Annotated in this window: 24 protein-coding genes and 1 pseudogene; 6 read left to right on the plus strand and 19 right to left on the minus strand. The window is 67.2% G+C overall.

The window, feature by feature from the left end:
* Window positions 1–28: 28 nt before the first annotated feature.
* Window positions 29–2,110, minus strand: a complete 2,082-nt coding sequence (locus tag QTH87_RS24105) for a TonB-dependent receptor (protein WP_286612714.1) — start codon at window positions 2,108–2,110, stop codon at window positions 29–31.
* A 137-nt stretch (window positions 2,111–2,247) separates the two neighbouring features.
* Window positions 2,248–3,084: a HoxN/HupN/NixA family nickel/cobalt transporter gene (locus tag QTH87_RS24110; protein ID WP_286612715.1), complete on the minus strand. Its 837-nt coding sequence runs from the start codon at window positions 3,082–3,084 to the stop codon at window positions 2,248–2,250.
* 216 nt (window positions 3,085–3,300) lie between these two features.
* Here QTH87_RS24110 and QTH87_RS24115 point away from each other — a divergent pair, with 216 nt between their 5' ends.
* Together QTH87_RS24115 and QTH87_RS24120 are read left to right on the plus strand one after the other, a co-directional pair.
* Window positions 3,301–3,696, plus strand: a complete 396-nt coding sequence (locus QTH87_RS24115; RefSeq protein ID WP_286612717.1) for a fluoride efflux transporter FluC — start codon at window positions 3,301–3,303, stop codon at window positions 3,694–3,696.
* Between the two features lie 2 nt (window positions 3,697–3,698).
* The gene (locus QTH87_RS24120; protein ID WP_286612718.1) at window positions 3,699–4,121 is read left to right on the plus strand and encodes a CrcB family protein; all 423 of its coding nucleotides are present in this window, start codon (window positions 3,699–3,701) and stop codon (window positions 4,119–4,121) included.
* Between the two features lie 6 nt (window positions 4,122–4,127).
* Here the strand turns inward: QTH87_RS24120 and yut are convergent, their stop codons facing one another.
* The 10 genes and pseudogenes from yut to QTH87_RS24170 form a co-directional block, all read right to left on the minus strand.
* Window positions 4,128–5,114, minus strand: a complete 987-nt coding sequence (yut, locus tag QTH87_RS24125) for an urea transporter (RefSeq protein ID WP_286612720.1) — start codon at window positions 5,112–5,114, stop codon at window positions 4,128–4,130.
* 58 nt (window positions 5,115–5,172) lie between these two features.
* Window positions 5,173–6,162 (minus strand): urease accessory protein UreD, encoded by a 990-nt coding sequence (locus QTH87_RS24130; RefSeq protein WP_286612721.1) that lies wholly within the window; start codon window positions 6,160–6,162, stop codon window positions 5,173–5,175.
* Window positions 6,163–6,166: 4 nt separating this feature from the next.
* Complete coding sequence (ureG, locus tag QTH87_RS24135) at window positions 6,167–6,817, minus strand: urease accessory protein UreG (protein ID WP_286612722.1); 651 nt, start codon at window positions 6,815–6,817, stop codon at window positions 6,167–6,169.
* 35 nt (window positions 6,818–6,852) lie between these two features.
* Entirely contained in the window at window positions 6,853–7,557 is a 705-nt protein-coding gene (locus QTH87_RS24140; protein ID WP_286612724.1) for an urease accessory protein UreF, read from the minus strand.
* On the minus strand, window positions 7,557–8,348 hold the full coding sequence (locus tag QTH87_RS24145) for an urease accessory protein UreE (protein ID WP_286612730.1): 792 nt from the start codon (window positions 8,346–8,348) through the stop codon (window positions 7,557–7,559). Before QTH87_RS24145 ends, QTH87_RS24140 begins: the two co-directional genes overlap by 1 nt.
* A gap of 52 nt (window positions 8,349–8,400) precedes the next feature.
* The gene (locus tag QTH87_RS24150; protein ID WP_286612732.1) at window positions 8,401–10,119 is read right to left on the minus strand and encodes an urease subunit alpha; all 1,719 of its coding nucleotides are present in this window, start codon (window positions 10,117–10,119) and stop codon (window positions 8,401–8,403) included.
* Between the two features lie 109 nt (window positions 10,120–10,228).
* A pseudogene (gene ureB, locus QTH87_RS24155) lies at window positions 10,229–10,510 on the minus strand (urease subunit beta); the annotation flags it as partial.
* Between the two features lie 101 nt (window positions 10,511–10,611).
* The gene (locus QTH87_RS24160; RefSeq protein WP_286612733.1) at window positions 10,612–10,914 is read right to left on the minus strand and encodes an urease subunit gamma; all 303 of its coding nucleotides are present in this window, start codon (window positions 10,912–10,914) and stop codon (window positions 10,612–10,614) included.
* 326 nt (window positions 10,915–11,240) lie between these two features.
* Entirely contained in the window at window positions 11,241–12,227 is a 987-nt protein-coding gene (locus QTH87_RS24165; protein WP_286612735.1) for a Bug family tripartite tricarboxylate transporter substrate binding protein, read from the minus strand.
* Between the two features lie 76 nt (window positions 12,228–12,303).
* A complete protein-coding gene (locus QTH87_RS24170; protein ID WP_286612736.1) occupies window positions 12,304–14,160 on the minus strand; it encodes an FUSC family protein in 1,857 nt (618 codons plus the stop codon).
* A 253-nt stretch (window positions 14,161–14,413) separates the two neighbouring features.
* On the opposite strand from QTH87_RS24170, the gene QTH87_RS24175 reads away from it, so the two are divergent.
* On the plus strand, window positions 14,414–14,872 hold the full coding sequence (locus QTH87_RS24175; protein ID WP_286612737.1) for an ion channel: 459 nt from the start codon (window positions 14,414–14,416) through the stop codon (window positions 14,870–14,872).
* A gap of 32 nt (window positions 14,873–14,904) precedes the next feature.
* Here QTH87_RS24175 and nikR read toward each other — a convergent pair whose 3' ends face one another.
* Both nikR and norR read right to left on the minus strand, forming a co-directional pair.
* Entirely contained in the window at window positions 14,905–15,378 is a 474-nt protein-coding gene (gene nikR / locus QTH87_RS24180) for a nickel-responsive transcriptional regulator NikR (protein WP_286612739.1), read from the minus strand.
* Window positions 15,379–15,409: 31 nt separating this feature from the next.
* Entirely contained in the window at window positions 15,410–17,041 is a 1,632-nt protein-coding gene (norR, locus tag QTH87_RS24185; protein WP_286612741.1) for a nitric oxide reductase transcriptional regulator NorR, read from the minus strand.
* Window positions 17,042–17,169: 128 nt separating this feature from the next.
* On the opposite strand from norR, the gene hmpA reads away from it, so the two are divergent.
* Window positions 17,170–18,360 (plus strand): NO-inducible flavohemoprotein, encoded by a 1,191-nt coding sequence (hmpA, locus tag QTH87_RS24190; protein WP_286612743.1) that lies wholly within the window; start codon window positions 17,170–17,172, stop codon window positions 18,358–18,360.
* Between the two features lie 7 nt (window positions 18,361–18,367).
* Here hmpA and QTH87_RS24195 read toward each other — a convergent pair whose 3' ends face one another.
* Together QTH87_RS24195 and QTH87_RS24200 are read right to left on the minus strand one after the other, a co-directional pair.
* Window positions 18,368–19,039 carry a nuclear transport factor 2 family protein gene (locus tag QTH87_RS24195; protein WP_286612745.1) on the minus strand — a complete coding sequence of 224 codons (672 nt, stop codon included), beginning with the start codon at window positions 19,037–19,039 and terminating at the stop codon, window positions 18,368–18,370.
* A 3-nt stretch (window positions 19,040–19,042) separates the two neighbouring features.
* Window positions 19,043–20,026, minus strand: a complete 984-nt coding sequence (locus tag QTH87_RS24200) for a Bug family tripartite tricarboxylate transporter substrate binding protein (protein WP_286612746.1) — start codon at window positions 20,024–20,026, stop codon at window positions 19,043–19,045.
* 82 nt (window positions 20,027–20,108) lie between these two features.
* On the opposite strand from QTH87_RS24200, the gene QTH87_RS24205 reads away from it, so the two are divergent.
* Complete coding sequence (locus tag QTH87_RS24205) at window positions 20,109–21,053, plus strand: LysR family transcriptional regulator (protein WP_286612749.1); 945 nt, start codon at window positions 20,109–20,111, stop codon at window positions 21,051–21,053.
* A 166-nt stretch (window positions 21,054–21,219) separates the two neighbouring features.
* Window positions 21,220–22,095 carry a DMT family transporter gene (locus QTH87_RS24210; protein WP_286612750.1) on the plus strand — a complete coding sequence of 292 codons (876 nt, stop codon included), beginning with the start codon at window positions 21,220–21,222 and terminating at the stop codon, window positions 22,093–22,095.
* A gap of 1 nt (window position 22,096) precedes the next feature.
* Here the strand turns inward: QTH87_RS24210 and QTH87_RS24215 are convergent, their stop codons facing one another.
* The 3 genes from QTH87_RS24215 to poxB form a co-directional block, all read right to left on the minus strand.
* Window positions 22,097–23,086 carry a quinone oxidoreductase family protein gene (locus QTH87_RS24215; protein WP_286612752.1) on the minus strand — a complete coding sequence of 330 codons (990 nt, stop codon included), beginning with the start codon at window positions 23,084–23,086 and terminating at the stop codon, window positions 22,097–22,099.
* Window positions 23,087–23,139: 53 nt separating this feature from the next.
* Window positions 23,140–23,538: an RT0821/Lpp0805 family surface protein gene (locus QTH87_RS24220; RefSeq protein WP_286612753.1), complete on the minus strand. Its 399-nt coding sequence runs from the start codon at window positions 23,536–23,538 to the stop codon at window positions 23,140–23,142.
* Window positions 23,539–23,749: 211 nt separating this feature from the next.
* Window positions 23,750–25,477 (minus strand): ubiquinone-dependent pyruvate dehydrogenase, encoded by a 1,728-nt coding sequence (gene poxB / locus QTH87_RS24225; protein WP_444812838.1) that lies wholly within the window; start codon window positions 25,475–25,477, stop codon window positions 23,750–23,752.
* Window positions 25,478–25,494: the final 17 nt, after the last annotated feature.

The raw sequence follows: 25,494 nt of genomic DNA on the forward strand, positions 1-25,494 counted from the left end.
CTCGTCGCCTGTCGAATCTGCACCAGGGTCAGAACGTCCACTTCGCGCTGACCCGCGTGCTGCGCGGCTCCATCGGATGCACGTGCCTGTCCTCGATGCCCGCACCGCAGGCGCCGCTCGCGACTTCGCCGGCCGTGCAGGAGGCATAGAAGTACTCGATGTCGTTGCCCTTCTTGCCCGCCAGGTTGAAGACGTCGAGCCCGAGCGTGAGGTGGGGGTTCACGGCATAGCGCACGCCGAAGTTCAGCAGCGTGTTGCTGCGCGAGCGCACCGTGTTCAGCGTATCGAGCGCACGCGGACCGAGATAGCGCAGCCAGAGTGATCCGGTCCACGGGCCCTGGATGTAGGTGATGCCCGTGGCGAGCACGCTTTCGACGGCGTTGTCCACGTAGTTGCCTTCGCCTTCAGGTGGCGTGCCGCGAAAGCGCGCGCGTGAATAGGCCGCGTCGACGTCGAGGCGCAAGCCGTTCGACAGCTTCCAGCGCAGCGTGGCCTCGATGCCGCGGCGGTCGCTCGCGCGCCCAGTCTCGGTGGTGCCTGCATCGCCCACGTAGACCAGTTCCGAGTCGAGCCGCAACTGCCACAGTGCCACGGTCGCCATCACATCGTCGTTGGGCTGGAAGCGCCACCCGAGCTCCGAGCCGTTGCCCTTGGCCAGGGCCGGCACGCGATCGGCCGGCAACCCGGTCTGCGGATCGAGCGTGATGGTGGCGCCGCGCACGTCGTTGCTGTGAAAGCCGGTGCCGGCATTGAGATAGAACTCGTGCTGCGGCGTGAGCGTGAAGATCAGCCCGGCCTTGGGGCTGGCCTGCGAGTCGTGGCCGCTGCCGCTGTTGAGCGGGCCATGCACCGGCTCGCGCCCCTGAACGTCGTAGCGCAGCATGTCGCCGCGCAGCCCGACATAGCCGCGCCAGCGCTCGCTGAACTGCAGCGCCTGCTGCGCATACAGCGACAGCAGGTCCTGCGCGACCCTGTCGTTGCGCACCGTCGAAAGCCGCTGGCGCGCTTCGGTGTCGTACAGGCCGACCTCGCCGATGCGGTCGCCGCGCCATTGGGCACCGAAGCTCAGCACGCCGTCGAGCGCGCCGAGCTTGTTCGGCATCTGGTGCGAGGCCTCGGCGCCGAAGACGTTGCGGCGATCGGTCTGCTCGAACTGGTCGCCATTGACGGGGTTGTTGAGGAAGTAGGTGAAGTCCGAGAACAGGTCGAAGCGGTAGGCCATCGCGTAGACGTTGACCTGGGTCTGGCCGCTCTGGCCGCGGTCGAACCACTTGCCCGACAGGCTGTAGCGCTGGCTCTCGCCGCCATCGGTGGCGTTGAGCGAGCCGAAGCGCGGCAGTTCGCCGCTCGCGATCAGCCGCTCGGGCACCTGGTCGGTGGCGTTCCACCGGCTCTTGTAGGCCATGCCGGTGATGCTGAAACCACGCGTGGGCGAGCCTTGCGAATAGCGCAGCAGCGCATTGGCCTTCCTGAGGTTCTCGGGCACGTCCCAGGGGCCGTCGTTGCCCACCAGTTCCACGGCGCCGAGCCAGGTCTGGTCCTGCACCGTGCGCGAGCCGGCCGCGAGCAGGCGCCGATAGTCGTTGGAGCCGAACGTGACCTCGGCGAAAGGCGCGTCGAGCGCGCTCAGGTAGTCGATGGTCGCGCTGCCGGCCAGCGCGAAGTCGCTGTTGTCGGCGAAGTACGGACCCTTGCGGTAGCTCACGCCCGAGACCAGTTCGGGAATCAGGAAGTTCAGGTCGGCATAGCCCTGGCCGTGACCATGGGTCGGCATGTTGACCGGCATTCCGTCGACCTTCATCGAGAAATCGGTGCCATGGTCGAGGTTGAAGCCGCGCAGGAAGTACTGGTTGGCCTTGCCATCGCCCGAATGCTGGGTCGCCACCACGCCCGGCACGGCTTCGATGATGTCGCCGGGACGCAGCTTGGGGCGGGCCTGGAACACCTCGCGCTCGGCAGCCCCCTCGCTGGCGCTGTCGGCCGAGCCGATGGTGGCATCGCGCGGGCCGCGCACTTCCACCTCGGGCAGGTGGCTTTCCTGGGCCCATGCGCTCCCGGTGAGCATGGCGGCAATGGACACGGCATGAGGAAGGCGGCGGGCAAGACGCATCGTCGGATTGTGTATGAAGAAACCTATATTTCTCATACAATTATGCGCAGCCTGCTGCCTCGGATCAACGCAGCGGGTGGCGGCGATGCCTCAGACGCGGGTCGCTCCCGGCGACGACCCGGACGGCCGAGACGAAGTCAGTCGCTGGCCGAAGCAGCCGCGACCACCACGTGCCGCGGATGACGCGCGGCCCACATCGAACCCGCGAAGGCCAGCATCACGCCGCCGACGACGACGGCGCCGAAGACGAGGCTGTGGCCCTCGGCCCAGGCATCGACCGCCGGCAGCAGCAACTTGGTCACCGTGAAGATGCCCACGGCGAGGCTGAGGGCCGCCACCCCGAGAGCCATGATGCGTGAAGCGACGACGGCGGCGCGGTCGGCGCGGCGGATCAGCGCCGAGATCCAGACGCCGTTGATGCCGTCGACGACGAACATGCCGAAGACGAACAGCGCCGCGACGAACAGGGCCTGGAACACACCGCCGAAGCGGCTTGCCGACAGCGCGAACAGCGCCGCCAGCGAGACCGTATCGAAGGACAGCGCGAACAGCATGCCGACCGCGGCGATCGCCCATGGCCGACGCACGGTGAGCACCCGGCCCAGAAGGCGGCCCTTGAGGCCCGACGGGGCAACCACCGTGTTCGGGGCAGTGGTCAGCACCGCGTGAACGTTGACGAAGGCCAGTCCGAACAGGAACAGGGTGGAGACCGCCACACCCGTGACTTCGAGCCAGCCCGGCGTTTGCCAGCCGGAAGAGACCGTGCCGGCGACCCATGCGACGATCAGGATGACCACCCCGTGGCCGAGCGAGAACAGGGTTCCAGCAACCTTCGCGAGGCGCGGATTGGCGCGGGCGTTGTAGCGCGTCAGGCCATCGATGGTGGCGAGGTGATCGGCGTCGAAACCGTGCTTGAGACCGAGGACGAAGGCCAATACGCACAAGGCGGACCAGGTAGCAGGCAGAGCGTCCATTCAGATCGGTTCGGGAGAAGTCGGATGTGAGACGAATGTCGCACAACTTCCTACCGACGCCAAGTCCGGCAGCCTGCGGACCGGGATGAAGCCGGCCGCCATCGGACCTGCATTGCCGACCCGCATCGACGTCGATACCATCGACCGCAGCGGCACGCCGCGATGGCGCGCCGTCCGCGTCCACGCGCTGCGATGTCGAACCCGAAGGGAGATCAGGTGAACAATGTCGCGGTGATCGGGCTCGTCTTCGTCGGCGGTGCGGCCGGGTCCGTGCTTCGGTGGCTCGTCGGCGCGGCCGTCGGCCGCTGGTCCAGGGCCGGCCCGCCGCTCGGCACCTTGCTGATCAACGTCAGCGGTGCCTTCCTCATGGGCTTCCTTTCGACACTGTTCGAGGTCGACTGGCACGATCGCTACGGGAGCGCGCTCACCGCGCTGGTGCTGACCGGGCTGCTGGGGGGCTACACGACCTTCAGCAGCTATCAGCTCGATGCGGTCACACTCTTCGGCAAGCGACAGCGCCTTGTCGCCGCTGCCTATTGGGCAGGTTCGGTGGCCCTGGGACTCTGCGCGGCCGTGCTGGGGTACGCCACGGCCCGCTGGATCGGGAGCTGACGATGAGCACCGCGTTCAGGGACACGGCTTGCGTCGCGATCGGCGGCGGAGTCGGCTCGGTGATTCGCGAACTGCTGATGCTCGGCGTGGCGGACCTGCCTGGCGGCTTTCCCATGTCCATCTTCATCGCCAATGTCGTGGCTTCGGCGCTGATCGGCGTCCTCGCCGCCCTCAGCGTCCCGGACGGGCCTGTAGGCGCCACCGGCAAATTGCTGCTCACGACAGGCGTTATGGGCGGAATGTCGACATTCAGCTCGCTGATCTGGGGCACGCAGCAGATGCTCATGAATCCGGGCGAACGCACCACGGGCATCGTCTACCTGCTGTCGAGCATGGTGGTCGGGTTCCTGCTCGTTCAGCTGGGACTTCGCATCGGTACCCGGCTGCGCGCGCCCGCGCGGCCTGGACGCCGCGGCGATGCCTGAGCGGACTCAGCCGCCCAGGCGCCCGCCCTTCGTGGTGCGATGCGGATGCGGGTTGATGTCCTTCTTGGGCAAGGTGAAGAGCCACATCGTCAGGACGTAGGGCGCAGTGAGCGTGGGGATGCCCCAGGGCGACATCAGCGTGTCCATCGCGCCCTGGACGATGACGGTGAACACCGTCGCCAGGAACGCGAAGAACACGACCTTCGGGCTGGTCTTGAGGAACACCACGCCGACCGCGATCGCCGTGAGCACCGGGCTGAAGCCGTAGAGTCCCTCGCGCATTGCACCGGTGTCGACACCGAGCACGATGGAGCAGCCGATGGCAACGGCCGAGCCCAGCAGCGCGGCGATGGCCGCGGGCACGGACGAAACCGCCAGCCCGATGACGATGAGCACGCCGCTGATCGCGCTGCCCAGCAGGAAGACTTCACCGATGTTGAGGAACAGGATGGTCGGCAGTTCCCGCAGGCTCAGGGTGTCGGCGCCCACCGCCAGTTCGGTCGCAAGCGCCGGCGGGCCCATGCCCGCGATGTGCAGGTGCGCGAAGGCATAGGCGCCCAGCAGCAGCAGCCAGGTCACGAGCACGAACGGCGCGGTCGAGCCCGCGATGCCCCAGTTCCTCGTCACGACCGTGGACAGCGCGTCGACCACCACGGACGACACGGCGGCACCGATCACCAGGTAGGCCCACATGGTCGGATTCACGGACAGGAATGTCGGCAGCGCGACGCCCACCAGGATGCCGTTGAAGCCGTACAGCCCCTGATGGATGGACGGCGCATCGCAGCCGATGAGATGGGCGGTCAAGGTGGCCACCACCAGCCCGACCACGGCACCCGCGAAGATGCTCCAGTTGCCGTTGTCGTGCGAAGCCCAGGCGATCGCCGCGAGGAAGAACAGCCCGGTCGCGGCGTTCGGCTGGAAGAACACCTGGCCCGCGCCGCGCAGGCAGCTGGTGAGCAGGTTGTCCGGCAGGGGCTTCCCGAGCGTCATGATGTCACCTCGCAGTTTTTCTCGCGGCTTGGTGCCGCTGCCACGCACGTCGCCCTGATCAGCGCCACGCGAATTCCTCGGGCAGCGTGCGGCCCGTCGCCTCCTCGCGCACGACGGCCCACACCTCGCGCATGCGCGCGCGCACCTGATGACTCTCGGTTGCGACGACGCGCAGCATCAGGCCGGCCCCGTTCGGCAATCGGCTCAGGCCGCTCGCCAGTCCTTCCGCGAGATCGAACTGCGGAGGCACTCGCGCAGTCACCCGCTCGACGATCTCCGGCGGCGTGAGGATCAGCAGGTTGCCGAAGACGTCGAAGTGCTGCATCACGCCCGGCAGTTCGGGCGAGCGGCGGGCCGGCTCGATCAGCAGCTTCTCGGTGAACACGGGCGTCCCGTCCGGCCGCACGACCTCGGTCGACAACGACAGCACCTCGTAGCGAAAGCGCTCTCCGCCGTGATGCTTGCGCCCTGCCATCACGGCCTCGGCCACCAGCACGGTCGCGCTCGGTGCCGCCACGATGCGCGTGCGCGATGCGTAGCGTGCACCGCGGTACGGGATGGTGACCTCGGGCAGGTACTCGAGGTAGCCGTCCTCGGCGACCGTCAGCAGCTGCAGCTGCGCCGCGTGGTTCGAATCCATGGCATGCACACGCGTCGCGCCCTGGGTGGTCACATGCGCGCAGGCGCCCTCCTCCACGTCGACCACGATGGTGAGCCGGTCGCCCTGGAGCGTGCCGCCGCCCACCGAGGTGACCATGCAGATCGGAAGCTCGGGCATGCCCTCGTCCCAGTAGAGCGCGCGTTGCACCAGCAGCGGGGCAATGCGTTCCAGCTCGACCAGTTCCGAGCGCTCGGGTCCGCGCGCGAAGCGCAGGCGCAGATAGCCCACCTTGCCGGGCGCCCCGGCCGGCATCTGCGCAGGCTGGTCCTGGTAGTCCGCAAGCTCCGGCAGGCCCGACAGCTCCGGCAGCGTGAGGCGCGACGGATCGGCGTACGTGTTCGCGGGCGGGCATGGTGCAGCCTCTGCGTGCACAGGGGTACGCGCCACGGGTTCAGGCAGCAGCGACAGCGAGCTTCTTCTTGAGCGGGACGTCGAACAGCGCCATCTCGTGAATCGCCGACACCAGCTCGGGGATGCCCTCGCCGGTCTTGCAATTGGTGAACAGGAAGGGCTTGTCGCCGCGCATCACGCTCGATCCTTCGCGCATCACCTCGAGCGAGGCGCCGACGTAGGGCGCGAGGTCGGTCTTGTTGATGACCAAGATGTCGGACTGGCTGATGCCGGGGCCGTTCTTGCGCGGGATCTTGTCGCCGGCGGCCACGTCGATGACGTAGATGAAGAAGTCGACCAGCGCCGGGCTGAAGGTGAGCGTGAGATTGTCGCCCCCGCTTTCGATCAGCACGACATCGCTCTCGGGAAACTTCGCTTCCATCTCCTCGACCGCAGCCAGGTTCATCGACGGGTCTTCGCGAACCGCGGTATGGGGGCAGGCACCGGTCTCGACGCCGATGATCTTCTCCTCCACCAGGATGCCCTTGAGCGTGCGCTGCACGTGGCGCGCATCCTCGGTCGTCACCACGTCATTGGTGATGATGAGCACGCGGACGCCCGCGTCGATCAGGAGCGGCGTGATGGCCTCCACGATCGCGGTCTTGCCGGAGCCCACCGGGCCGCCGATGCCTATGCGTGTGATCTTCTTCATGGCTTTCCTTGCAACTGCGGCACGATGGCGCCGCGCTAGTTCATGAACATGCGGACATGCGCGCCGACATGATGCGCGACAAGCACATCGAACACCGGCGCGAAGCCCGTCATCTCGTCGAGTTCGACGTCCCGCACCTGCACATAGAGGTCGTGCACGCCGGCGCTGATGTCGAACAGTATCTTCTGAGTCTGCAGGTGGTCCACGCGCATCAGCCGCAGGGCGGCGCCCAGCATCATCTGGGTGACGCCGTACTGGTGCACCGCGAAGGCGTCTTCTTCAGGCAGCGCGTGGGCGGCGAACATCAGTCCGTGGGCGACCGGGAACGAACCCGGCGTGCGGCCATCGGCAATGGCGGCCAGCCAGCCGACGAGCAGTTCGTCGTCGAACAGGCCACTGCCGAGCTGTGCCAGCTTCTTGCCCATCCGGGTCGACATCAGGCGCTGCTCGTCACCCACGCGACGCAGCATCAGCGCGTTGTCGGCCTCGATCACGCCTTCGAGGTCGTGCCGGAGCGCGGCACGATGGGCCGCCAGCAAGGCCACGCCGTCGAGCTGCGCCGACTGCCACGCAGCCGCGAGAACGAAGCCCTTCAAGCTCTCGAGATCGCGCACGATCCCGGTCTGGATCGCCGATTCGACACCGTTCGAGAAAGAGAACGCGCCGACCGGCAGGGTCGAGTCCCCGAACTGCAGAACGCGCATCAGCTCCACTGCATCGCGGCCCGTGGTGGTCGCCATCAACGACCTTGTTCGCTCGAGTGGTCGTGGTCGTGGGCGGCGAAGCTGCCGTGCAGCTCGGCGTGCTGGTGCGCGCCACGCGGCGCCGATGCATGCGGATGCTGATGCGCGTGGGCATGCGGATGCGCGTGCGTGGTGCCGTCTTCGTGCACGTGCGGATGGACGTGCTCGTGTTCGTGGTCGTGCGGGGCCACTGCCGCGGGCACGGCAGGCACCGTGGGGGCGGCGGGGGCGGCCTGGTACGCCTGCGCATGGCTGTGCGGCGTGGCGTCGGCACCGCCGAAGAGTCGACGTGCCTCGTGCGGCGCAAGGTAGGGGATCACGCTGGCGCCTGGCTGGAACGCGTACGTGATGTGCTCGAAGCGATGCGTGCGCATCACCGAATCCATCACCTTGCGGTCGACGGTCAACGGCACGTAGACATTCGTGTCCTTGACCACCGCGGGCCAGTGCTGGTTGCCCAGCGCGTGCCCGAGTTCGAAGCAGCTGCGGGCGATCGCGTCGGGCGACAGCGCGGCGGCGCCTGCCAGGTCGATGACCATCACCTCCTTGAGCGTGATGCGCACCACGATCGCGTCGGTGTCGCTGCAGGCGAGCACATCGCCGTCCCTGAGCTGGTAGAGCCTCGGCAAGGCGACCGCGAGCTCGGTTCCGCCGATCGTCTTCTTGCGCAGCCGGTTCTTCTGGGCCTCCCACTGATCCAGCCGGAACTCGTCGATCCGAAGCGGCGCGAGGCGTGACTTCCACTCTTCGTCGTTGCAATTGCCCAGCACGCTTTCGATCAGGTTCATGTGAATCAGGGTTAAGTCGGCAGGTTGAAGATGCGATCGGCCGAAGCCGAGGCTAGCTGAAGAAATAGAGCTGGTTGAGGCGAACCTCGGACGCCGGCGGCACGGTCGCATGCTTGCCATCGACCTTCACCGCGAAGGTCTCGGGATTAACTTCGATGGTGGGCGTCGCCGAGTTGCGCACCATGTCGGCCTTGGAGATCTGGCGGGTTCCCCTGACAGGCTCGACATTGCTCTGCAGGCCGTAGCGATCGGCGATGCCGTTCTCCCACGCCGCATGCGAGGTGAAGGTGTAGCGGGTCTTGGCGAGTGCCGATCCGCTGGCGCCGAACATCGGCCGGTAGATCACAGGTTGCGGCGTCGGCAGCGAGGCGTTCGGGTCGCCCATCGGATACCAGACCACCATGCCGCCCTTGATGACGTACTTGGGCTTGGCACCGAACATGGCGAAGTCCCACAGCACGAGATCGGCAAGCTTGCCTACCTCGATCGAGCCGATCAGGTGGCTCACGCCCTGCGCCACGGCCGGGTTGATCGTCACCTTGGCGAGATAGCGCAGCACGCGGAAGTTGTCGTTGCCGGGCGCATCTTCGGCCAGCGGGCCGCGCGCGCGCTTCATGCAATCGGCCGTCTGGATGGAGCGCAGGAAGCTCTCGCCGACGCGCCCCATGGCCTGCGAGTCGGACGAGATGATCGAGATGGCGCCCAGATCGTGCAGCACGTTCTCGGCCGCGATCGTCTCTGCCCGCACGCGGCTTTCGGCGAAGGCCACGTCCGAAGGAATCTTCGGATTGAGGTTGTGGCAGACCATGATCATGTCGAACAGCTCGGCCTGCGAATTCACGCCGTAGGGCAGCGTGGGATTGGTCGAGCTCGGCAGCACGTTCGGCATCGAGGCCACGCGAATGATGTCCGGCGCATGGCCGCCGCCCGCACCCTCGGTGTGGTAGGTGTGGATCGTGCGGCCGTCGAAGGCGGCGATCGTGTTCTCGACGAAGCCGGCCTCGTTGAGCGTGTCGGTGTGGATGCACACCTGCACGTCCATCTCGTCGGCCACGGTCAGCGACGTGCGGATGGCGCCCGGCGTGGTGCCCCAGTCCTCGTGGATCTTGAGGCCGGCGGCGCCGGCGTTGATCTGCTCGATGATCGGCGCGGCTCCGGACGAGTTGCCCTTGCCGAGCAGCCCGACGTTGACCGGGAGGCCGTCGAAGGCCCGCATCATCATCTCCATGTTCCAGGTGCCGGAGGTGATCGTGGTGCCGTTCGTGCCGTCGGTGGGGCCCACGCCGCCACCGAACAATGTGGTGATGCCGTTGGAGAGGGCCGCCCAGACCTGCTGCGGCGAGATCATGTGCACGTGGCCGTCGTTGCCTCCGGCCGTGAGGATCAGGTGCTCGCCGCTGATCGCGTCGGTCGCAGGGCCGATGGCCAGCGATGGCGTGACGCCGGCCATGGTGGAAGGGTTGCCTGCCTTGCCGATGCCGCAGATGAAGCCGTTCTTGATGCCGAGGTCGGCCTTCACCACACCTTGCACGGGGTCGACGATCGTGACGTTGGTGATGACGAGATCGGGCGCTCCGGCCGCGCCGGTGAGCTGGTTGTCCATGCCCATGCCGTCGCGCAGCGTCTTGCCGCCACCGTAGACCGCCTCGTCGCCGTAGTTGCGCAGGTCCTTCTCGATCTCGATGTAGAGATCGGTGTCGCCCAGGCGAATCTTGTCGCCCGTGGTCGGACCGAACAGATCGGCGTACTGCTTGCGGGACATCTTGGCCATGCGGCTAGCTCCTCGTGGATTTCTTGGACTTGAAGCCGAAGAGCTTCGCGCGCTGCATCGACTCTTCGAGCCGAGGGCGGTAGCCATGGTCGTGCTCGCTTCCGGTCCAGCCGTCGACCAGATTGTTGAAGCCGTAGATGCGCTGCTTGCCGGCGATGGGGACCAGCACCACGAGCTTCTCGTCGCCGGGTTCGAACCGGACGGCCGTGGTCGCGGGAATGTCGAGCCGCTTGCCGAAGGCCTGCTCGCGATCGAACTCGAGCCAGGAATTCGCCTCGAAGAAATGGTAGTGCGAGCCGACCTGGATCGGGCGATCGCCAGTGTTGCGCACCTTCAGTTTGGTCTGCTCGCGGCCTGCGTTGATCTCGATGTCGCCCTCCCCGAAGACCAGGCCACCCACGGGCACAGTGTTCGAAGGGGCTGCCACGCGGGCTTTCGCGGGAGGCGGGGTTTTCTTCTGTGCCATGACGCTCGGATCTCCTGGTGGACAGGCTATTTGATCGGCTGGTGGACCGTGACGAGCCGGCTGCCGTCGGTGAAGACGGCCTCGACCTGCACCAGAGGAATCATGTCGGCCACGCCGACCATGACGTCGCTCAGGGTCAGCACTTCGGCTGCATCCTTCATGACCTGCTCGACCGTCTTGCCTTCGCGAGCGCCCTCCATGGCTGCGGCCGCAATGACGGCCACAGACTCGGGATGATTGAGTTTCAACCCTTTGGCCTTGCGTCGCAGGGCGACGTCGGCGAGGGTGTAGATGAGAAGCTTTTCCTGCTCCCGCGGTGTCAAATGCATGGACTTGAGTCTCCCGTGCAAGATGAATCCTGTCCAGTCCGGCGCAGGGCTTGAACAAATTGTGTCAAAGATCGTGAATACACACAAGGCTGGCCGCAATGCGATCGCCATTGAAGGTCAATTCACGCGGATCTCGGATCTCAATAGGCCACCGATTTATTTGCGAGGCCTGTAGCGGTGAGTTGGAGAGGTGCCCGCAATCACGTCATCTGATTCGGCGCTGAATCACGTTCCGTCGAGGCGTCATTCGGATGCAAGTCGACGGCGGGTCCACTGCGCGATTTCGTCCGATGGCGAGATGCGCCATCGCCGATACGCGACGCGCCCTACCCCGGAGTGACGCCCGTTTCCTTGACGACCGCACCCCATTTGGCGGTTTCCTCTGCAACGAAACGCTCGAACTGCTCCGGGGTGTTCGCGACGACCACGTTGACCTGCTCTTCGTGGCTGCGCAGCACCTCGGGGTTTCGCAGCGCCTTCACCATTTCCCGGTTGAGCGCATCGAGGACGGCAGGCGGCACCCCCTTGGTGGTGACCACGCCCTGCCAGGTGTCGAACACGACATCACCGTAGCCGAGTTCGCGGAAGGTCGGCACCGCCGGCATCTGAGGCATGCGCGATGCGCTCGTGACTGCGAGCGGCGCTGCCGTACCGGCCTTCAGATGCTCCCAGACGGCAGAGGGGGTTTCGTACAGCAGCGGGACATGGCCGGCCACGAAATCCTGGACAGCGGGAGCCGTGCCCTTGTAGGGGACATGCGTGATGTCGAGGCCGGCGCGCTTCTTGTAGAGCTCGCCGACCATGTGCCCGATGGTTCCGTTCCCGGTCGAGGCGTAGGCCAGTCGGGCGCCGGTTCGAACCGCATCTTCGAGTTGGGCCAGGGTGGTGAAGCCCGTACGCTGATGCGCCATCAGCACGGTGACGGACCGCGAGAACTGCGTCACCGGCTGGAAGTCCCGCAGCACGTCGTAGGGCTGGTTCGGGAACATGGCCGGATTGATGGCCAGCGAGCCGATGGTGCCGAGCAGCAGCATGTAGCCATCGGCAGGCGCCTTGGCGACCAGGTCCGACCCGATCATTCCGCTCGCGCCGGGACGGTTCTCGATGACGATCGACCACCCGGTGTCCTGCCGCATGCGTTCTGCGACCTGGCGGGCGCGGACATCCGAGGTGCCGCCCGCAGGGAAGGGAACGATGAAGCGAATGACTTTTGCTGGATCGGGAAAAGTGCCGTTGCCATGCGCACGAAGCGGCAGGAGTTGAATTCCGGCAAATGCGAGCGGTAGCGATTGAATAAGGCGGCGACGACGCATGACAACCTCTGTAAGCTGAATTCAGAGTATTTCATACATCGACGCAATGGAGTTGTACTCAGACGCTCCAATAGCGTCAGCGAGTGACAGATTTAAGTGCAATGGCATTGAAGCGGTCGGCAATCCGCGCCGCCTCTGCCGCGACCTCGGCCAGAAAGGCATCGCTCACACGGATGTCTGCCGCCGTCGCCGGAGATGTGCTTGCAGAGATGCCCCTCAACCGATCGGCCACGACAGCAAGCTCGGCCGCGGTCGGGCGACTGCCGCTGCGGTCGCGCCCCGCGGCGTGGGCGCCAATGCGCGTGCACAACTCTTCTGCGGCGTCGACGAACGGGATCCACTCTGACGCCTCGCGTCCTGCCGGCGGAGGCTCGGCCAACAGTCGTGCCAGCGTGGCGCGCAGCTTCGCGAGGCGCGCGTAGGCAATCCCGCGTGCGGCGACGATCTGCGTCGATGCATCGCCCGGCGAGCAGCCCGCGACCAGGTAGTCGGCGGTCGCCGACATGACGGCGCTGAATTCGGACGCCAGCAGGTCGCCATGCCGGCGCGGCCAGATGAAGTAGCCAAGGACAAGGGCAATTGCGGCGCCGACCAGCGTGGCCACCAGGCGCGCTTCTCCGTAGTCGATGTTGTGCGTTGTGGGTGCGATGAGGTCGACCAGGATGAGGACGAGCGGAGTGAACACGACCGCCTGGGCCGCATAGGAAAGGCTCTTGGCCCATGGAAGCAGCGCCGCGAACATGACGACGACGAGCACCAGCACCGTGCCCTTGGGCAGCAGGATCATCACCGCCGCGCCGATGACGACGCCAACGCTGGTACCCAGGCAGCGCAACACGGCGCGGGCGAAGACCGAGCCCAGGTCCGGCTTCATGACCAGCGCAACGGTCATGGGAATCCAGTACCAGTGAACGCCGGCGACGAGCCCCTTCATGGCAAAGGCCGTGCCCATGCACAGTGCCAGCGAGGCGGCAGCAAGCAGGACGGGCCTCTCGACCGAGAACCAGGCGCGGCCGCTTTCATTGTCCAGACGCGAAGGCGGCTCGGCCTTCGCGGCAATGTCGCCGGCGCCAATGGTTCCTGCCAGCTGTGCGAGCCCGTGGGCAAGCTTGCCGGTCGGATCGAGCGACACCGGTGGTGCGGCGGCGCGGCGGCGCACCGACATCGCCATCGCGCCGAGCCAGGCGGCGGCAGAACGCAGTGCGGCCGGATCCGTCTCGGCCATGATGGCTGCGAAGGTGCGATCGTTGGCGTCCACGATGGCCGGATGCAGGTACTGGGATCGACCGATCGCTTCGCGACGGGCCAACCTCACCTGCGGACTCGCCTGGCCGGCCATGGCCTCGTCTGCCCGGGCTCGCGCGAGATTGGCGAGCGCCGCCACCTCGTCGGCCTGTATGGCGCGCTCGGGTCGCTGGAAATCCATCGCTGCTTCGACCGCCAGCACCAGCGCATAGAAGACAGCACCCGCCAGGTAAAGCAGCGCCGGTTGCCAGAACGGTCCCATCTGCGGCAGGCCGATGGCGATCGCGGCCAGCATGAGCGCCTGCATCGTGCCGAGCGACAAGGCCTTTCCGTAGCTGTTGACGATGCCTGCAAGAAAGGCCAGCACCGTCATGGCGACAACGACGGCCGGATAGGGCAGGACCGCGAGGTACCCCGCAAGGTAGCCTGAAGCGGCGATGGGCGCGCAGATCGCGATGTCACGAAAGCGTGATCGGTAGCTGCCGGCGCCTTCGGCCGCCGCCATGTTGAGCGTGCCCAAGGCCACGAGGAAGCCGAACACGAAGCGGTCCGTGACCAGACCCAGCGCGAGCGGGATACCCACGCAGATGGCGGCTCTGACAGCCACGTCCCGCGGCCAGGGGGCCGATTGCAGCCGGGTGAGTTCATGCACCCAGCTGGCTTTCCGATATGGATCGTCTTGTGTCATTGGCCGCTGGGCATGAGCCGCCGGAAACCGCTTCGGGCGACGTGCCTGAGAGTGTATGCGGCCGGGTACGGCGGCATGAACCTCAACCACATGGCGTATGCGAACTCTCGAGCGTCTCGATGTTGAAGCGCGCGAGACGCGGCATTATTCTGGGCGCCGGCGCATGCTGAACCTGCGCGCCGCTAGCGTACGGATGGCACTACAGATCTGCGGACAATCCGTCGCGTCGACATGTTGTCAATGAAGGAGTCTCATGGAAGTCCAGCTGGCATTTCAGTTGTTCATGGCCGTCGTCATGTTCGCCCTGACGATCGGCTTGCAGATGCTCGCGACCGTCGGTGCCCTCTGGCTTCGGGACCGGGCAACCCCGACGGGTGCCCCGATCAGTGCGATGGGAGCGGCAGCCCAGGTCGGCGCACTGACGACCGCCCTGCTGGTTCTGGCCTTCCTGCAGTCGCTGATCTGGGCGTTCATGTACCTGTGGACCTCCGGTTTCCAGACCTTCCATGACGCACTGTTCTTCTCCCTGTCGTGCTTCTCGACCCTGGGGTTCGCCAACTTCCTGCCACCCCGGGGGTACGACGTCCTCGCTGCGCTGCAGGGCATCGTGGGGTCGCTCTCGATGGGCTGGTCGGCGGCGATCATCGTGGCGGCGGCACACAGCTACTACATGGAACTGCATCGCCGCGCAGGCGTGTCGCTCGATCTCTAGCAGGCCAGCCATGCGCCGGCCGACGCCGGCGATCAGTTGTGCGGCTTCAGGTGCGCGTGCCCCTTGCCGTGGCCGTGCGAATGCCGATCGCCGCTGCCATCGAGCGGCACCAGGTGCACGTTGCCGTGTCGCACGCCCCGCAACGCGACGAGCTGGTCGGCACAGGCCTGCACCGCGGCCATCGGCCCGCGCAGCACCACGGTCTCCATGCAGTGGTCGTGGTCGAGATGCGTGTGCAGGCTGGTGATGACCAGATCGTGGTGGTCGTGCTGGAGGTCGAGGACGCGGGTCGTGACCGTCTGCTCGTGGTGATCGTAGATGTAGCTCACGTTGGCGACGCACCAGCCCGTCTTCTCGCGCGCCGGCTGCCGCAGCGTGACGCTGCCGAGCTGCGAGCGGATCAGGTCGCGCACCGCCTCCGAGCGATTGACATAGGCCTTTTCGGCAATCAGCGCGTCGAACTGCGCGGCCAGGTCGTCATCGAGCGAGATCGTGAAACGTTGCATGGAGGGCGTAGGAAGTGTGCGGGCCCAGCCATCATAGGCCGCGCGAAGCTGCCGGCTCGGCGCGTTCGAGCGCGACGCCCAGCCGCTTCGCGAGCCGGATGAAGTTGGCCCGGTCGAGCCCCAGCGCCTCGGCGGCCGCCGACCGATTGAAGCCATGCGCCGCGAGCGCCGCGGCGAGCCGCTGCCGCTTGAGCGCATCGACCGCATCCTGGAGCGATCCGCCCTTTTGCGCGACGCCGGCATCGCCGAGCACCATGGCGACGGCCGGCGTCGCTGCCGTCGTGGTTTCCTCGGCGGACTGCGACGCCAGCTCGAGGTCTTCCGCGCCGAGGCTCAGCATGCGCGTCGGCTCCTGGTTGCGCGCGCGTGCCCTGAGCACGCTGCGCCCCAGGAGGTGTTCCAGCTCGCGCACGTTGCCGGGCCAGGGGTAGGCCAGCAGGGCCGCCTGCGCGCTCGCGTCCAGCCGGGCGGCGCCGATGCCGAGCCGGGAGCGGTTCTCCTCGAGGAAGAAGCCGGCCAGCAGCAGCACGTCGCGCCCGCGCTCGCGCAACGGCGGCACCCGCAGCGGATAGGCGCTGAGCCGGTGATAGAAGTCGGCGCGCAGGCGTCCTGCCCGCACTTCCTCGGCCAGGTTGCGGTTGCTGGCGGCGATCAGCCGCACGTCGACGCGGTGCTCGCGGTCGGAACCCAGGCGCTGCAGCTGGCCGCTCTGCAGCACGCGCAAGAGCTTGGCCTGCACCGGCATCGACAGCTCGCCCACCTCGTCGAGGAACAGGGTGCCACCGTCGGCCAGCTCGAACTTGCCGGGCCGGTCGCCGGCCGCGCCGGTGAATGCGCCCTTCACATGGCCGAAGAGCTCGCTCTCGACCAGCGTCTCGGGCAGGGCCGCGCAGTTGAGGCTGATCATCGGCCGCGCCGCGCGCAGGGAGCCCGCATGGATCGCCTCGGCCACGAGTTCCTTGCCGACACCGGTCTCGCCCTGGATCAGCACCGACAGCTCGCTGCCCGCCACCAGCGCGATGTCGGCGACGAGCTGCCGCATGGCGGCGCTGCGCCCGATCAGCTCGCGCGCACGCGGCGCAGCGGCCAGCCGGAAGCCTTCCGCGCGCAGGCTCTCGGCCGCGACCCGATGCTCCAGCTGCTCGATGCGGCCGGCCACTCCGACGATCGCCGCGGCCAGGCTGGCGAACAGCTGCAGTGCCGCCAGGTCGGCGCGCGAGAAGCGATCGGGCTGCAGCGCATCGAGCGTGAGCAAGCCCCAGATCCGCTGGTTGAGCTGGATCGGGCAGCCGACGCAGTCGTGCACGTCGAGCTCGCCCTCGACGCCGTCGACCAGGCCGTCGTAGGGGTCGGGCAGGCTGCTGTCGGAGGGAAAGCGCAGGGGACCGCCAGCGCCCACCAGCGCCGCGAAGCGCGGATGCTCGGCGATCCGGAAGCGACGACCCAGCGTGTCGCGACTCAGGCCGTCGACCGCCAGGGGCAGCAGGCTGCCGTCTTCCAGCCGGAGCAGCGCCGCGGCATCGCAGGGCAGGAACACGCGCAGCGATTGCAGGAGGCGGCGATAAAGCTCCTCGGCAGGCAAACCGGCGCCGAGATCGGCCACCAGGGGCGCCACCGCCTCGAGCAGCTTGTCGGCAGTCGAAAAGACACGATTTGGAGTCATCTGGACACGATGATAGACGTGTCATCGAGACACATGGCGTTGTAAGTCCTTGATCTGCCACGAGAACAGGCCTGGAACGGATGTTGCGCTGCATCACGCATCCCATGTGAACTCCAGGAGTCCTTCCCGTGCTGACCGCTCAACAAAAGTCCATCGTTTCCGCCACCGTGCCGCTGCTCGAAACCGGCGGCGAGGCCCTGACCACGCACTTCTACCGGATCCTGCTCGACGAGCATCCCGAAGTGCGGCCGCTCTTCAACCAGGCCCACCAGGCCAGCGGCGCGCAGCCGCGTGCCCTGGCCAACGGCGTGCTGATGTACGCGAAGAACATCGACCGGCTCGAGGCGCTCGGCGACCTCGCGGGGCAGATCGTCAACAAGCACGTCGCGTTGCAGGTGCTGCCCGAGCACTACCCGATCGTGGGCGCCTGCCTGCTGCGCGCCATCCGCGAGGTGCTGGGCACCGAGATCGCCACCGACGAGGTGATCTCGGCCTGGGCCGCCGCCTACGGCCAGCTCGCCGACATCCTGATCGGCGCCGAGAAGCAGGCCTATGACGAACGCGCCGCTGCGCCGGGCGGCTGGCGCGGGGCTCGCGCTTTCACGGTGGTGAAGAAGGAAGCCGAGAGCGAGGAGATCGATTCCTTCTACCTCGCACCGGCCGATGGCGGCGCGATCCTGGACTTCGCGCCGGGCCAGTACATCGGCCTCAGACTGGTGGTGGACGGCAAGGAGATCCGCCGCAACTACTCGCTGTCGGCCGCCCCCAACGGCGCCACCTACCGCATCAGCGTCAAGCGCGAAGCCGGCGGCGTTGCCTCCAACCATCTGCACGACCATGTCTTCGAAGGCTCGACGGTCGAACTGTTCCCGCCCGCGGGTGCCTTCACCCTGCAGGCAGGCGAGCGGCCGCTGGTGCTGATCAGCGGCGGCGTCGGCATCACGCCGACCCTGGCGATGCTCGAGGCCGCGCTGAAGACCGAGCGCGCGGTGCACTTCATCCACTTCGCGCGCACCCGCGGCGTGCATGCATTCCGGCACGCCATCGATGCGCTGGCGCACAAGCATCCTCAGTTGAAGCGCTTCTACTGCTACGAACAGGTAGCCACGAACGCCGCCCAGTCCGATGCACCGCACGCGGTCGGCCGCCTCGATGTGCAGCAGCTAGGCCAATGGCTGCCGGCGACGCGCGATGTCGATTCCTACTTCCTCGGCCCGAAGCCTTTCATGCAGCAGGTGAAGACGGCGCTGCACACGCTAGGCGTGCCCGAGCGCCAGGCGCGCTACGAGTTCTTCGGGCCGGCCTCGGCGCTCGAGTAGCCGCGGCTCACTTGCCCGTGATCGGGTTCGGGTAGTGGAAGGGCGGGATGTAGACGCCCGGGAAGGGTTCGTAGTCTTCGGTCGGCGGCAGGTCGGGCGGGTAGTCCGCCAGCATGCCGCCCTTGGGCGAGACGGCGGTGGCCCAGCTTTCGCCGTAGGGCGTGTGGAAGGTTCGATAGAAATGCATCTTCGAGATCTGCCAGCGACCGCCCTCGTCCCTCGCGTACTCGAAGGTCTCGACGCCTTCGCCCCAGCGCCCGTACTTGCCGAATTCGGCAAGCTGCATGAACGAGCGCCAGCGGCCCTTGGCCCGGGTGCCGCACGGCGCCACGTGCACGATGCCCTGAATCATCATGTGGTTGTAGAGCTGGCCATGCAGCAGGCCGTTCGGGCCGCTCTTGGCCGGCCCCTGGCCGAGAAACTGCTTGAACAGCACCTCGAGCTGCTTGCGGCCGAGATAGACGCCAAGGGCGGAAATCTCCACCGAACAATCCTCGGTGAAGAGCGGCAGCAACTCGTCCCACAGCGCCTTGTCGAGGTAGTAGCCATACATGCGCGTGAGCTTGCTGATCAGTTCGATCGCCTTGAGCTCCGAGAGCTCCGATTCGACGGCGGCGAGTCGGGCTTCGAGCAATGCAAGGCGCTCGGGCGTGGGCAGAGTGAGGCTGGCTTCTGTCATGGGTCAGTCGAGCTTGAGGTTGATGCGCTTGATCAGCCGTCCCCATTCGTCGTGGTCCTTGCGGATCACTTCGCGGAAGGCCTCGGGCGAACTGCTCACGAGTTCGACGCCCATGGCGGAGAACTGCTCGCGCAGCTGCGAGGCGTTGACGGCGCGGGAGATTTCCTGGTTGAGCTTGGCGACGATCGGCGACGGCAGGCCCGCGGGGCCGAAGACACCGAGCCAGGTCGAACTCTCGAAACCCGAGAAGCCCTGCTCCCTGGCGGTGGGCAGCTCGGGCAGGGTGGCGAGGCGGCTCGTGCCTGCGGCGGCCAGCGCCTTGAGCCGGCCGGCGCGCACGTAGGGGATGGCGGTCGCCGGCGAATCGAACAGCAGTTGCACGTGGCCGGCCAGCAGGTCCTGCGCGGCCGGGTTCGAGCCCTTGTAGGGCACGTGGACGAACTTCGCGCCGTAATCGGCATTGAGCGCCTCGATGTAGAGGTGTCCGGTGGTGCCCGGGCTCGGCGACGCGAAGGCGACGGTCTGGGTGCGGCTCAGCGCAATGGCTTCGGCCAGGTTTTTTGCGGGGAACGACGGATGCGCCACCAGCACCGAGCTGCCGCGATAGACCTGCGCGATCGGCGTGAAATCGGCGAAGGGATCGAAGGGAGCCTTGGCATAGAGGTGAGGAACCTGCGTGTGCGTCGTGTTGAGCGTGAGCAGCAGCGTGTAGCCGTCGGCCGGTGCCCGCGCCACTTCGAGCGCGCCTGGAATGCTCGCCCCGCCGGGCTTGTTCTCCACCACGATCGCATTCCCGAGGCTGGCGGTCAGCTCGCGCGCCAGCGCCCGCGCCACCACGTCGCCGGGGCCGCCGGGCGGTGCCGGGACCACCAGCCGGATGGTGCGGGCAGGGTCGGGGTAGGTGGCAGGAGACGCGGGCTGCGTCCACCCGGCAAGCGGAAGCAGCAGAGCGGCGGCAAGCAGGGTGGCGCGAGAAAGGAGGTCCATCGCCGCAGTCTAGGCAGCCGGCGTTGACCGGGCAAACGACATCTTCGACACTTGCGTCAACTTCTGGTTGACACAACTCGCCATGGCTCCCGACCGTCCCTACGCCCGGCTGCGCTTCAGCCAGCTTGAAATGATCAGTGAGATCGCCGAGACCGGTGGCGTACGCATGGCGGCCGAACGGCTGCACTTGTCGGCCGCGGCCATCAGCAAATCGTTGCGTGAAATCGAACGATCCCTGGGCTTCGAACTTTTCGAGCGCCTGCCGCGCGGCATGGCGCCGACCGCCAGGGGCGAGCGCGTCGTCGCGCATGCGAGGCTGCTTCTCAACGAGATCGGCTACATGGCCGACGACTCCGCACTCGCCAGTCCGCGGCAGGGCGGGCTGATTCGCCTCGGCGCGTCGCCCTACGTCATTGCGCACGTGCTGCCCGGGCTGCTGTCGGCGCTGCGTGCCGCCGAGGCGGCGGATTCGCGCATGACGGTGCGCATCCACGAAGGCCACCTCGGCGCGATGTTCGAACTGTTGCTCGCGGGCCAGATCGATGCGCTGGTCACGCTCTATGCACTGGGTGACCTGGCCGGCACCAACACCGATGCGGTGGCGATCGAGAAGCTGCGCGACGAGCCGATCGTCGTCGTCGCCCCGCCGGCGCTGCACCCCGGCGGCCGGCGCAAGGTGCGCTGGAGCGAACTCGCCGCCATGCCGTGGATCCTGCCGGCCGCCTCGACCCACATGCGCCGCGCGGTCGAGGCGATGTTCCACATGGATTCGACGATGCCGCCGGTGCCGGTCATCGAAGGCACCAACCTGCAGGGCAACGTCAGCCTGTGCGTGGCCGGCCTCGGTTGCACGATCGCACCGATGACGCTCGTGCGCGAGCCGCTCGAGAGCGGCGCCCTGCGCCTCGTGAACGTGCGCGAGGCCATGCCGAGCTCGGCCCTCGCACTCGTGTACCGACGCATATCCGCGATGTACCGGCTCGGCGTCGACGAGCTCAGGGCGGCGGCGCATGCGAGCTTCCCGTGAGCGAGGGCCTGGCCGTATCGCGGCCTCGGCGAAGGGATGAAGCATTGGCGCAGCGGGTCGCGTGCTGAAGACGTGGCCATGCAGCCGCCCGGTTTCCATCAGGCGGCTATGCTCGATCACCACGAACAAGGCCATCCCCTGGCCGTCGCCAAGAGACAATCCACCCTTGCATCCGACCGGAACCCTGCGCGGCATCGCCGCGATGCTGCTGGCCTGCGCCTTCTTTGCCTGCATGGACGCACTGCTCAAGAACCTGGCCGGACACTACCCGCCTGTGCAGGTCATGGCATTGCGCGGCCTCACGGCCCTGCCCCTGGTGTGCCTCTACATCGCATGGCGGCGCGAGGCCGCCGGCGTCTTCCATCGGCGCCTGCGTTGGCGCCTGCACCTGCTGCGCGCCACGCTGAACATGACGATGCTGGTGCTCTTCGTCTATGGGCTGAAGACCCTGGGTCTGGCCGAGGCCTACACGCTCAGCTTCATTGCACCCTTGCTGATGGTGCTCATTGCCGTGCCCATGCTGGGCGAGTCGGTCCAGCCCCGGCATTGGCTCGCCATCGGCCTCGGCTTCGCCGGCGTGGTGATCGCGCTCCGGCCCGAGCAGGCTGCCTTCCTGTCGATGGGTGCCGTGGCGGTGCTGGTGGCCGCGGTCTGCTATGCGCTGTCGAACATGCTGGGCCGCCTCATCAGCCGCACCGAATCGAGCGCCGCGCTGGTCTTCTGGACCACCGCCGGCATGGCCGTGGGCGGCAGCCTGATCGCAGCGCCACAGTGGGTGCCGATACAGTCCGAGCACGCCTGGGTCCTTGCAGGCCTGGCCCTCAGCGGATTCCTGGGCCAGATGTGCATCGCCGAAGCCTTCCGCCACGGCAAGGCCGCCGCCATCGCCCCCTTCGAGTACAGCGCGCTCGCCTGGGCCATCGTGCTGGACTGGCTCTTCTGGCACACCGCGCCCGATGCATGGACGCTCGGCGGCGGTGCGCTGATCATTGCGAGCGGACTGTGGCTGGCGCGCAGCGAGGCGCCGAGGCAGGCCGCCTGATTCAGGGAATCATCACGATGGCGCCGACCGTCGATCGGCTCTCGGCCGCGCGGTGCGCCTGCGCCGCCTGCGCCAGCTCGAAGCGCGCGCCGATGCTGGCACGCACGATGCCCGCCTCCATGGCATCGAACACGTCGGCGGCGTTGGCGCGAAACGTTCCGAGATCGGCGTTGTGCGGGAAGACCGAGGGCCGCGTGAGAAAGAGACAACCCTTCTTGTTCAGCAGCTCCGGGTCGATGGCCGGAGCCGGACCGGAGGCCGCGCCGTACAGCGCGACCAGCCCGAAGGGTGCTGCGCAGTCGAGCGATCCCATGAAGGTGTGCTGCCCCACCGAGTCGTACACCACACGGGCCTTGCGCCCGTCGGTCGCCGCGATGACCCGCGCCACCCAATCGGGCTCGGAATAGTCGATGACCCGATCGCAGCCCGCGGCGCGTGCCGCCTCGCACTTGGGGGGCGAGCCGGCGGTGCCGATCACCGTGGCCCCGAGTGCCTTGGCCCAGGCGCTGAGGATCTGGCCCACACCCCCGGCGGCCGCATGCACAAGCACCACGTCGCCCGGGCGCACGGCATGCGTCTTCCTCACGAGGTACTGCGCCGTCATCGCCTTGAAGAACACTGCCGCAGCGTCTTCGACGGCAACGCCGTCCGGAATCCTCACGAGCCTGTCGGCCGCCACGTTGCGGCGATCCGCGTAGGCTCCGAGCCCGGCGTTCATGTAGACCACGCGTTCACCGAGGCGCAGATCCGTGACTCCGTCACCCAGGGCTTCCACGACGCCGGCGGCCTCGTGGCCCAATCCCGAGGGCAGCGGCAGCGGGTACTTGCCCGAACGCTGATAGATGTCGATGTAGTTGAAGCCGATCGCCGTCTGGCGCAGCCGGACTTCACCCGGCGCCGGGGCGGGCAGTTCCATGGTCTCGAGGCGCATCGCCTCCGGGCCGCCGAACGTCGTGAGCCGGATGGCTCGTGTCTCCGCCGATGGGGTCATCTGTCGATCCTCGTGCATTGTCGTTTCGTGCCCGCCACCCATGCGGAGACGCCTCAGTTCGTCGGAAAGAGCCCGACCACCTGCCACTCGCCGTTCGACTTTCCGTTGCTCCGGCAGAAGAGATAGCTGGCGGAGTTCTGCAGCGCCCTGTGGCGATTCTCGATGCGTGCCACCCTGCAGTTCTTCCTGCCTTCAGGGTCGACGGCCGGCGTGATGCTGCCATTGCTGGAAGTGCGAGGATTTTCCCAGGTGACGGTGACACCATCGGCGCCCGTGTCGAGCGTGCGGTTGACGGACCGGGTCATCAAGTCGATGTCGGCGCCGTTGAATCGGGTCACCGGTGTATCCCGCATCGCATTGAAGAGGCTCAACGGCCGCGCCTGCGCAGCAGAAATCGCAGCCATCGCAGCGACGGCCATCGCGAGCACCCTGGCCCCTTGGGACGCCTTCATGTTCGACTCCTCGCGGTCCTGGTGGGATGAAGCCGAACAATTCTACGGCGCGCCTGTCCTTCGATCGGGCTACATGGCCCGTGCCGCGGGTCTCGATCTCTTCAGCGGCCAGCGATTCCGGAAGACATCGCCGGCTTTTGCGCTCCGAGACGATCGTTTCAACGGTTTTCATCAGAGTGCTCCTTCCGGTCGATCGACCGACGCATCGCGTTCAGCGAAACAGATTGGTGTGCGCCAGCTCGACGATCTCGTCGCCGCGCCCGTTCATCACGGCCTTGAGCATGTACAGGCCGAAGCCCTTGGCCTGCTCTGCCTGTATCGCCGGCGGGATGACCAGCTCCTGCTTCGCCGTGACGACGTCGACCAGAACCGGCCCGGGCTCCGCGAGGGCCTGCCTCAGTGCATCGGGAAGTTCCGAGGCCAGCTCGACGCGCAGCCCCCTGATGCCGACCGCGCGCGCCATGGCCGCGAAGTCCGGATTGCGCAGATCGGTGGTGCCGTCGTCCAGGAAGCCTTCGGCCTTCATCTCCAGGGCGACGAAGCCCAGGGATCCGTTGTTCACGACGACCACCTTGACCGGCAGTCCGAGCTGGGCGAGCGTGAGGAAGTCGCCCATGAGCATCGCAAAGCCGCCATCGCCCGACAGCGAGATCACCTGCCGCCCCGGCGCCGCCGCCTGCGCGCCCATCGCCTGCACCATGCCGTTCGCCATGGAGCCATGGTTGAACGAGCCCAGCAGACGACGCTTGCCGTTCATCTTCAGATAGCGCGCCAGCCAGGCGGTCGGCGTGCCGACCTCGGCGACGAAGATCGCGTCGTCGTCGGCCAGCTCGCTCAACAGTGCACCCAGGTATTGAGGATGGATCGGTCGGCCCGGCGCCGAGGGACGCGCCAGATCGTCGAGGCCGCGGCGCGCCTGGAGGTAGTGCGCGCGCGCCGCTTCGAGAAAGCGGCGGCTGCGTCCTTGCCTCAGCCTGGGCAGCAGGGCATCCACCGTTTCGGCGATGTCTGCGACGACGCCCATCGAGAGCTGGGCGCGGCGGCCCAGCATGGTGGGATCGCGGTCGACCTGGATGATCCTGGCGTGGCGGGGATAGAAGGCGCGGTAAGGGAAGTCGGTGCCGAGCATCAGCAATGCATCGCAGTCCTCCATCGCGTGATAGCCCGACGAGAAGCCGATGAGGCCGGTCATGCCGACGTCGAAGGGGTTGTCCCATTCCAGGTGCTCCTTGCCGCGCAGGGCATGAACCACCGGGGCGGCCAGACGATCCGCGAGCGCCACCACGGCGTCATGCGCGCCGGCGCAGCCGCTGCCGGCCAGGATGGTCACGCGCTCCGATGCATCCAGCAGCTGCGCCAGTTGCGCGATCGTGCCCTCGTTGGGCAGCAGCCGCGGCGGTGCCATCACGGGCCATTCGATGCGCGCGTCCTGCGGCGCGGGCAGCAGGGCCACGTCGCCCGGAACCACGACGACCGCGACGCCGCGCTGGCCGATGGCCGCACGCATCGCCCGGTGCAGCACCTCGGGCATCTGCGCCCGATGGGTCACCAGTTCGACGAAGTGGCTGCACTCCTTGAACAGCTCCTGGGGATGGGTCTCCTGGAAGTAGCCCAGCCCGATCTCGGAAGAAGGAATGTGTGCCGCGATCGCCAGCACGGGCACGCGGTTGCGGTGGCAGTCGAACAGCCCGTTGATCAGGTGCAGGTTGCCGGGGCCGCAGCTGCCTGCGCAGACGGCCAGGTCGCCTGTGACCGCGGCCTCCGCGCCCGCGGCGAAGGCCGCGCTTTCCTCATGGCGCACATGCATCCAGGCGATGCGCTTCATGCGTCGAAGGCTGTCGTTCAAGCCGTTGAGGCTGTCGCCCGTGACGCCCCAGATGCGTTGCACGCCGGCGACCGCCAGCGTCTGTGCGATGAGATCCGCGATGGTCATTCTGATTCTCCAGGAGGGTTGGG

It is taken from the genome of Variovorax jilinensis, from assembly GCF_030316885.1.
Taxonomy (GTDB): domain Bacteria; phylum Pseudomonadota; class Gammaproteobacteria; order Burkholderiales; family Burkholderiaceae_C; genus Variovorax; species Variovorax jilinensis.

What these genes read in the sequence shown, in the direction of transcription:
- QTH87_RS24105 (WP_286612714.1), bottom strand. Translation starts at nt 2,110, where the DNA reads ATGCGTCTTGCCCGCCGCCTTCCTCATGCCGTGTCCATTGCCGCCATG.
- QTH87_RS24110 (WP_286612715.1), bottom strand. Translation starts at nt 3,084, where the DNA reads ATGGACGCTCTGCCTGCTACCTGGTCCGCCTTGTGCGTATTGGCCTTC.
- QTH87_RS24120 (WP_286612718.1), top strand. Translation starts at nt 3,699, where the DNA reads ATGAGCACCGCGTTCAGGGACACGGCTTGCGTCGCGATCGGCGGCGGA.
- yut (WP_286612720.1), bottom strand. Translation starts at nt 5,114, where the DNA reads ATGACGCTCGGGAAGCCCCTGCCGGACAACCTGCTCACCAGCTGCCTG.
- ureG (WP_286612722.1), bottom strand. Translation starts at nt 6,817, where the DNA reads ATGAAGAAGATCACACGCATAGGCATCGGCGGCCCGGTGGGCTCCGGC.
- QTH87_RS24140 (WP_286612724.1), bottom strand. Translation starts at nt 7,557, where the DNA reads ATGGCGACCACCACGGGCCGCGATGCAGTGGAGCTGATGCGCGTTCTG.
- QTH87_RS24145 (WP_286612730.1), bottom strand. Translation starts at nt 8,348, where the DNA reads ATGAACCTGATCGAAAGCGTGCTGGGCAATTGCAACGACGAAGAGTGG.
- QTH87_RS24150 (WP_286612732.1), bottom strand. Translation starts at nt 10,119, where the DNA reads ATGGCCAAGATGTCCCGCAAGCAGTACGCCGATCTGTTCGGTCCGACC.
- QTH87_RS24160 (WP_286612733.1), bottom strand. Translation starts at nt 10,914, where the DNA reads ATGCATTTGACACCGCGGGAGCAGGAAAAGCTTCTCATCTACACCCTC.
- QTH87_RS24165 (WP_286612735.1), bottom strand. Translation starts at nt 12,227, where the DNA reads ATGCGTCGTCGCCGCCTTATTCAATCGCTACCGCTCGCATTTGCCGGA.
- QTH87_RS24170 (WP_286612736.1), bottom strand. Translation starts at nt 14,160, where the DNA reads ATGACACAAGACGATCCATATCGGAAAGCCAGCTGGGTGCATGAACTC.
- QTH87_RS24175 (WP_286612737.1), top strand. Translation starts at nt 14,414, where the DNA reads ATGGAAGTCCAGCTGGCATTTCAGTTGTTCATGGCCGTCGTCATGTTC.
- nikR (WP_286612739.1), bottom strand. Translation starts at nt 15,378, where the DNA reads ATGCAACGTTTCACGATCTCGCTCGATGACGACCTGGCCGCGCAGTTC.
- norR (WP_286612741.1), bottom strand. Translation starts at nt 17,041, where the DNA reads ATGACTCCAAATCGTGTCTTTTCGACTGCCGACAAGCTGCTCGAGGCG.
- QTH87_RS24195 (WP_286612745.1), bottom strand. Translation starts at nt 19,039, where the DNA reads ATGACAGAAGCCAGCCTCACTCTGCCCACGCCCGAGCGCCTTGCATTG.
- QTH87_RS24200 (WP_286612746.1), bottom strand. Translation starts at nt 20,026, where the DNA reads ATGGACCTCCTTTCTCGCGCCACCCTGCTTGCCGCCGCTCTGCTGCTT.
- QTH87_RS24205 (WP_286612749.1), top strand. Translation starts at nt 20,109, where the DNA reads ATGGCTCCCGACCGTCCCTACGCCCGGCTGCGCTTCAGCCAGCTTGAA.
- QTH87_RS24215 (WP_286612752.1), bottom strand. Translation starts at nt 23,086, where the DNA reads ATGACCCCATCGGCGGAGACACGAGCCATCCGGCTCACGACGTTCGGC.
- QTH87_RS24220 (WP_286612753.1), bottom strand. Translation starts at nt 23,538, where the DNA reads ATGAAGGCGTCCCAAGGGGCCAGGGTGCTCGCGATGGCCGTCGCTGCG.